The 3,316-nt window shown below is 59.4% G+C and carries 3 protein-coding genes and 1 pseudogene; 3 read left to right on the top strand and 1 reads right to left on the bottom strand.

Translation table 11 applies throughout. The features are described 5' to 3' along the window. Both MJD61_21575 and MJD61_21570 read left to right on the top strand, forming a co-directional pair. Positions 1-180: hypothetical protein (locus MJD61_21575; GenBank protein MCG8557847.1), on the top strand; the 180-nt coding region annotated here is incomplete at its 5' end. Positions 181-325: 145 nt separating this feature from the next. After that, the gene (locus MJD61_21570; GenBank protein ID MCG8557846.1) at positions 326-1,282 is read left to right on the top strand and encodes an IS1380 family transposase; all 957 of its coding nucleotides are present in this window, start codon (positions 326-328) and stop codon (positions 1,280-1,282) included. Between the two features lie 275 nt (positions 1,283-1,557). Here the strand turns inward: MJD61_21570 and MJD61_21565 are convergent. Beyond that, a protein-coding gene (locus MJD61_21565) for an IS3 family transposase (GenBank protein ID MCG8557845.1) occupies positions 1,558-2,668 on the bottom strand; the annotation gives its coding sequence in 2 pieces (ribosomal slippage) (positions 1,558-2,403 and positions 2,405-2,668; 1,110 coding nt in all). A 98-nt stretch (positions 2,669-2,766) separates the two neighbouring features. Here MJD61_21565 and MJD61_21560 point away from each other — a divergent pair. Beyond that, positions 2,767-3,216: pseudogene (locus MJD61_21560) on the top strand (ISKra4 family transposase). Positions 3,217-3,316 lie beyond the last annotated feature (100 nt).

Genomic DNA, 3,316 nt, shown 5'->3' with positions numbered 1-3,316 from the left:
CCACGCAGCGATTCCGGCCGGCTGCCGACCTGGTACGGATCGCCGTTCGACGCCAAGAATGTCCGCGCGTTTTTGACCGCGGGCGTGCCGTTGTGCCAGGTCGGAAATCCCGAGCGGGTTGTTGCGGGTGGCAGCGCCGGTGCTTTTCGCGAAGAAATTCCTGCCACAGGCAATCACTGAGTTTCTGACGGAGTATCCGGAGGCGCAGCCGCCCGGCTAACCCGGAAAATTCACGTATAGCACAGGTTTAGTAGACAAGAACGGCCTCAGAACCGCAAAATGCGCTTGATAGAATCGTATTCAGCGAACTCCGGAGGCCGTTCTCGTGAAACATTCTGACAAACCGTCTATTATTTTTCCAGACCTGCTTACCAAGCCTGCTACGGTCGCCTTCGACGAGCCCGCCACGACCTCGGATGGCGGGGCCTTGTTGCTGCGTGCGCTGGATGCTGGGTTGGGCTTCGTTGACCGGCTGGCATCCAAGGTCCTTGATGGTAGGCAAGCCAGCAAGGTCATCCATCAGCAGATCGACCTGTTCCGTCAGCGGGTGTACGGCATCGCCTGTGGCTACGCGGACTGCAACGACGCGGATCGCGTCAGCGACGACCCAATGCAGAAGGCATTGCTAGAGCGTGATCCTCTTGGCGATGAGAGCTTGGCGTCGCAGGCAACACTGAGTCGTTTCGAGAACGGCGTGCGTATCGTGGAGCTCTACAAGATGGGGATGGAGTTGATGGAGTTCGTGATCGAGCGACACTTGAAGAGGTTGGGTCCTCGGAAGGTGAAGCTCATCACCATCGACATGGATCCGACGGAGGACAAGACGCACGGGGCACAGCAGCTCAGCATGTTCAACGGTCACTATGGGGCTCATTGTTACCTGCCCCAGCTGGCGTTCCTTACCTTCAACGAGGAGCCAGAGCAGTATCTGTTCGCAGCGGTGTTGCGTTCGGGGCTGGCTTCCGCGCACGACGGGGCGCTCGGCATCTTGAAGCGCGTGCTACCTCGCTTGCGCGAGAGCTTTCCGAAGGCTCGCATCGTTGTTCGGCTCGATGGTGGGTTTGCTACACCCAAGCTGTTTGAGTTCCTGGAGAAGCAGAAACGCGTGAAGTATCTCGTGGCTTTTGCTAGCAATCCAGTCGTTCTACGCGAAATTGAGCCGATAATGGAGTACGTCCGAGCAATGTCGGAACTGAGCGGCGAAACGGAGCGCCTATTCGGCGAGACGCAGTACGCGGCGAAGTCGTGGAAGCAGGAGCGACGGCTCATCATGAAAGCTTGAAGTGGACCCCATTGTCAAGACAGGAAGCGGCAGGAAATAAGGAACAGATCCGGCCTGGTCGCTGGTGATCGATGTCCGAGCGGTCTCCCGCACGGACCGTTGCTCTGCCTCTGATTCTCCTTTTTGTAAGTAGTCGTAGGGGCTGTGGGCAGTGTGGAAAAACGTCCGCGTTTTTCCAAGCCCTTGTGGGCAACGCTTCGTTGTCCACAGGGCGGCACTGTCCACAGCCCTCCGGGTTCTCCGGGCCGTCGTGGCTGGGCTGAGCTGGGGCGCCATCAGACGCCTCCGCTGCCGAAGTGGACCTCGTGCGGGGTCCGGTATGCGAGCGACTGGTGAGCACGCTCTGTGTTGTAGAAACCCCAGTACCGCCCCAGCTTGTCGTAGGCGTCGGGGACATCCGCGTAGTCGTTGATGTAGACCTCCTCATACTTGACCGTGCGCCACAACCTCTCGGTGAAGATGTTGTCGAAAGCGCGTCCGCGACCGTCCATGCTGATCTGAATCCCGGCGTCCTTCAGCCGCCCCGTGAAGTCCGTGCTGGTGAACTGGCAGCCCTGATCCGTGTTGAAAATCTCCGGCGTCGCCTGCGACAGCGCCGCCTCAAGTGCGGCGATGCAAAACGACCGATCGAGCGTGTTCGATAGTTCCCAAGCAACCACGTACCGAGAGAACCAATCTAGAATCGCCACCAAGTACACGAAGCCGCCTCTCAGGCGGATATACGTGATATCAGTGGCCCACACCTGATTTGGGCGCACGATGGCCACACCGCGCAGAAGGTACGGATACACCTGGTGTTGCTCGTCGGGCCGACTCGTGTTCGGCCGCGGATAGATCGCCTCGATTCCCATCTGTCGCATCAGTCGTTGGACGCGTTTGCGATTGACCTCGTACCCTTGGCGCCGCAGCCACTCGACGGTGCGCCGCGAGCCGTAGAACGGCGTCTTCGTATACTGCTCGTCGATTCTCCGCATGAGATCGAGGTTCAACTGGCTCTCCACGGCCGGGGCGTAGTAAAGGCTCGAGCGATTGAGTCCCAGCAGCTCGCACTGGCGCGCGATACTGATCTGGCTGCCCCGATCCACAGCGGCCCGCTTGGCATCAATCGCCGAAGACTCCGCCATTTTTTTTTAGCCACGCCAGCTCCATCTGGAGCCGTCCGATCTGCTCGTAGAGCGACTCGGTCAGCTTGTCGTCGCCCGGCGATCGAGTCGACTCGAACAGCTCCGCCAGGCGCTGGACCGCCACCTGCTTCCACTTGCTCACGTTCGTGGAACCGCACTGAAACTGGCTGCCTATCTGCGCTACCGTCTTGCGTTCCCTGAGGGCCTCGATCGCTACGCGGGCTTTCGTCGCCGCACTGTATCGCCGTCGTTTGTTTGCCATTTTTTCGCCTCGACTGGGATGTCCAAGCACCTGGATCTCGTCTCACCGTGTTCCTTAGCACCCTGTCCAGAAATCGGGGTCCACTATAAATCGCCTTGGACATCATGCATGTCCTCAGCTATCTGTGGCAGGCGTCTCACGCTTTCAACGAGGAGGGCTCGCAGGAGTCAGAAGATTGGGTTGCGGAGCGCTTTCAGCGAATCCTTGAGGGACGTGCGGGTACTGTGGCTGGTGGGATCCGCCGTAGCGCAACGCTTCGAGGGCTAACGGGCAGCAAGCGAGAGGCCGTTGATACGTGCGTGAATTACATCCTGAATCACAAGGGCTACATGCACTACAACGAGTACCTCGAGGCTGGTTACCCCGTCGCCACCGGTGTCATCGAGGGAGCTTGCCGCTACCTGGTCAAGGACCGAATGAATACAACCGGCGCCCGTTGGGGTGTTGACGGGGCTGAGGCTGTTCTGCGGCTACGCTCACTCAAAGCCAGCGGAGACTTCGAGGTGTACTGGAAGTACCACGAGCAACGTGTCTACGAGCGGAACCACGCTTCTCGGTATGCAGATTCGCCACCTCCGATCTGGCGTGGGCGGGCATCCAGCGATTCAAAGAGAAGCGGTCCGGCGCTCAGGCTGGTGCCTTCGTAGT

This window comes from Pseudomonadota bacterium, from assembly GCA_022361155.1.
Classification (GTDB): Bacteria; Myxococcota_A; Polyangia; order Polyangiales; family JAKSBK01; genus JAKSBK01.
The sequence above is the reverse complement of the archived record's forward strand: the minus strand, read 5'-3'. Positions and strand labels throughout refer to the sequence as shown.